Genomic DNA, 3870 nt, shown 5'->3' on the forward strand with positions numbered 1-3870 from the left:
GTCAAATTCTTCGTCTTTCACAGGTTTTTGTTTGGTCTGGGAAGGCGTCATTGTCGACGATCTGCGCATCGGTGTCGAACGGCCGTTTGTGGCCGGACTGCGCCCCACGACCGAGCGTGACGATTACCTCGGGCGCGGCCCTTCATGCATATGGGATGAATCCGCCACCCAAACCAGCCATCCGCGAACTCCCTGAGCAGCCGTTCACGACCGTGGAGAATTGCAGCTGTCTGAGAATCTGGGTAAGCTTGCAGCGCCGCACAACGAAAATATTTCGGAGGTTCGTGTATGAAAGCTCTTTGTGAATCGATGTTGAAAAAATCCATCAATACCGTTTCGCAAGAGAACCATGACCAACACGAACTACGACCCGCTCCGTTTTTCCACGATCGCACATAGCAACCACCGTTACCTGAGCCCGCTGTCGCAGAAGAAAACTCATGAACTACTTCGCAGCTTCGTCGCGAATTTCTCGGCAGACGACATCGTGCTCGATGCTGGCTGTGGCAAGGCGGCGCTATTGCGAGATGTGCTTCACTTGTCACCGGCACGTGGTGTCGGCGTCGACATCAATCAAAGCTTCTTAGACGCGGCCCGAGCTGCGTTTCAGCAGGAATTTCCGAACGACTCACGGCTTAGTCTGATCAACGCTCCTCTGCTAGAGCACACTCGGCCCGAAGACGGATACGCTGCAATCCTCTGCGTTGGATCTACGCATGCATTCGGTTCGTTCGAAGAATGCCTGCGTGTCGCCTTCGACTGGTTGAAGCCCAATGGCCGTTTGCTCGTCGCCGAGGGATATTGGAGGCAGCCACCCGCGCAAGGCTATCTGGATGCAATTAACGGAACAGCCGACGAATTCGTTTCTCACGCAGAAAACGCCCAGCGCGCCCGTGCGTTGGGCTATAACCTGCTGCGGACCGCAACCAGCAGCGAAGATGAGTGGGATGAATACGAAGGCAGGTACTGCGACGCGATGATGCAATACTTGGCGACGAATCCTGATGACCCCGACTCGGCGACGTTCTTAAAACGGATGCAAGATTGGCATAGCTCATACCTGCATTGGGGGCGCGCGACGCTCGGCTTTGGCTACTACCTGCTTTCACGCACCTGAAAGTAGCGAGTCAACGCTCCTCGGCCGCGATCCTTTCGCGGCCGATCTAAGCGACGGACCGTTGTCTGCGCGCCATTCAGTTCAGCGACGCGCATCGCGGCAGGTTTGTTTTGCAGATCAGTTTCCGATTGTCGCCAATCCACGTCCCGTGGTCGAACGTCGTTTCCTGGCCGAAACCGGCGGCTACCTGCGAAGGTGGCTGTGGCATGCCGCGATGGCAGGCATTCGCCAGCTAGCCATGGTCGCTGGAATCCCGTTCCCCTGTTGGGCTGTGTGGCGCGCGGTGCTCAACGAGTACTTGCCAGCATCGTGCCGCGGCATGCCGAAGCGCCACATCGGCAGCGATAGTCGTCCAGCGACTTTCGGCGTTTTGCGTTCGGCACCTGCAGGTAATAGTCGATAAAGAGCTCTTCACCTTCGCCGATTTCGCGCTTGGCTTCGATGAAAATGCGACCGTCCTCCTCGACGGCCTCGCAGTTGGCATCACAGGCATGATTCAGCCAGCGCGCGCTGTTTCCGCCCCGGCCGCCGTCGATGACCTGTCCGTCCTCTCTTCCGAACAGAAAGGTGTGCCCTTCCGCTTCGCGGCGGGCGTAATGCCGCGCGGCTTCAGGCCACGACGTCACGAGTCCGCGGTATTCAAGAATGCGCTCGCCTGCGCCAAGTGCCCGGAGCGCGAAGACGCCCTTGCCGTGTATGGAGGAGCGCCGCACGGAAACACGTTTCATCGTCTGCTGATTAACTGAGTGGGGTGATCGCTGGGGCATTATCTGCGCCCGACGGGACGAACAACTTTAGTGCTGCCAGGGTCTAGGTGGCCGCAGGCGCAGCGCTGCCCCGCGTCGGCAGTTTAAGCAGGTCTCTGGGCTGGCCGGCCTTTCCGCTCGCCGCGATGGTCATCAATTGATCCAGATAGTCGCTGGCTTTCGCGAAGAGTTCAAGTCGCACGGTGCCGAGCATGCGGTCGTATTCGTTGACCACTTCTGTCAGGCCATCGAGCAGTGGTGCAGGAAGCGCGCCGTACGCACCCGATTCATGAAAAGCGAGCAGGGTCTGCGCCAGCTCCTGCTCGACCCAGTCGAATCTGGCAGGTGGGATCAGGCCATGTCCGGCACGGGCAATGTGACCGCTGATGATACAGACCTGCGCCAGATGGTTGATCAGCCCCTGGTCTATGTCGCTATGGCGGGCACGCTCGAGCATCAGGCGCGTGCGCAGGATGAGCTCCGACGCGCGGTGGCGTGCCATCGGCAGCTGCAAGGCCTTGGAGTGGCCGGCGGGCCGGCGTGCTGGGCTTTGATTGGACATGAGGGGGTTCGGGATGGATCAAGGCGAGACGATTGTAGGGCAACGTGGAACGCTTCTGGGGAACTGGCGCGTGGCCGGTGACCCGTGGTCCCCGGGCGTTACGTCCGGCGGGCGAAGGCATCACCGATCTGTTGCGCCCGCTTGACCTCGTCACTGTGCAGGTAGATCGAGGTGGTTGACACGGAGGCGTGCCGCAGGTTGTCGCGCACGGTGGTCAGTTCCGCTCCACGCCCGAGCGCGTGCGTCGCGTGCGTGTGCCGCATCCAGTGCGGACTCGCACGCCGCAGCTTCTCCGCGAGCGGCGCGTGATCCGCTTCGATCGCCCTGGCGGCGAGCAGGAAGAACCGTCGCATCACCATCCACAGGCGCACGCTGCTGATGCTTGTGGTCGTTGCCCCGGCGCGATCCGCGTCGAGACTGCCGATGATGGGCGTCTCCGGGCGCCAGTGCAGTTGCGTGGCCGGCAGTCCGCGTTCGGCCAGATAACGCGCGAGCGCGCCCCAGGCAAGCGGCGGGAGCGCCACGCGCGCCAGCTTTTTCCCCTTGCCCGTCACACGTAGCCAGTAGTCACCGCGCGGATCGGTCTCAATATGGCCCAGCGTAGCGCCGACGAACTCTCTGGCGCGTAGCCCCGTCGCGTAGCCAAAATCCAGTAGAAAGCGCAGTCGCTGCGAGGCGGCCGCCGTCCAGCCGTGCGACCATTCCAGCCCCTCAGCGATCGTCCGTACCAGCGCCCATTCTCCCTCGCTGAAGGCGTGCGAGACATCGAGCACGTTTGATCCGGACGCTTCCCGCACCTTGACGCCCGCAAACGGATTGGCCAGCACATAGCGCTGCTCGATGAGCCAGCGGAACAGGGCGCCCAGGATAGAGAGCGCATGCGCTACCGATCGTGCGGAAAGGCTTCCATTGAACGGCCGCCAGTCGGGGGAAGTCCGAGGGCGTACCGGCCCGACCCAGCGCCCATGCGGCGCGGGATGGCGCAGGAAGGCCCGGTAGGCGATCGCATCCTCGGTCGTAAGCGAGGAGAGCGCGCGGCCGCGCTCGACGATGGCCCACAGGATCAGCCGCTCGGCTTCCTTGCGGTAGGTGCGCTGAGTCGCAGGCGACTCGTGCAGCGCGAGCCAGGTCTGGACCGCCTGGTAGTCGTTGGTCGCATCGAGTGTGCAGGTCGCGGCCGGGGCGCGGAAGGTGCCCTGGGAGCCATCGACTTCGTGCGGCAGGCTGATCGACTCCCACGGCACGATGGGACCCGGCCGGCTGGCCACGATCAGTGCACGCGCCTTTTCGGTGAGCGCGGGCCACGCGGCGAAGAATGCCTCGATCGCGCGGGCGCTGGCTGCGCCGAGACCCGGCACGACCTTCCACCACGGCACTGTCAGGTTGCTGGAGGTGTGGCAGTAGAATGAAGCGATGAAGAAGACGAAATCGCTTTATCACGGCCA

The 3870-nt window shown here is 62.3% G+C and carries 4 protein-coding genes and 1 pseudogene; 2 read left to right on the forward strand and 3 right to left on the reverse strand.

The annotated features are described in order from the left end of the window. Together BMY06_RS40030 and BMY06_RS37975 are read left to right on the forward strand one after the other, a co-directional pair. Nucleotides 1–196: hypothetical protein (locus BMY06_RS40030; protein ID WP_208608921.1), on the forward strand; the 196-nt coding region annotated here is incomplete at its 5' end. A gap of 153 nt (nt 197–349) precedes the next feature. Beyond that, entirely contained in the window at nt 350–1117 is a 768-nt protein-coding gene (locus tag BMY06_RS37975; protein ID WP_074987915.1) for an SAM-dependent methyltransferase, read from the forward strand. 287 nt (nt 1118–1404) lie between these two features. On the opposite strand, the gene BMY06_RS37980 is transcribed toward BMY06_RS37975, so the two are convergent. From BMY06_RS37980 to BMY06_RS37990, 3 genes and pseudogenes are all read right to left on the reverse strand, one after another. Further along, the gene (locus BMY06_RS37980) at nt 1405–1845 is read right to left on the reverse strand and encodes an SET domain-containing protein (protein WP_074987916.1); all 441 of its coding nucleotides are present in this window, start codon (nt 1843–1845) and stop codon (nt 1405–1407) included. An 82-nt stretch (nt 1846–1927) separates the two neighbouring features. After that, a complete protein-coding gene (locus tag BMY06_RS37985) occupies nt 1928–2425 on the reverse strand; it encodes a hypothetical protein (RefSeq protein WP_074987917.1) in 498 nt (165 codons plus the stop codon). A gap of 98 nt (nt 2426–2523) precedes the next feature. Beyond that, nucleotides 2524–3840, reverse strand: a pseudogene (locus BMY06_RS37990) (tyrosine-type recombinase/integrase); the annotation flags it as partial. Between the last annotated feature and the right edge of the window lie 30 nt (nt 3841–3870).

This window comes from Paraburkholderia tropica, from assembly GCF_900109265.1.
GTDB classification, from domain to species: Bacteria; Pseudomonadota; Gammaproteobacteria; order Burkholderiales; family Burkholderiaceae; genus Paraburkholderia; species Paraburkholderia tropica.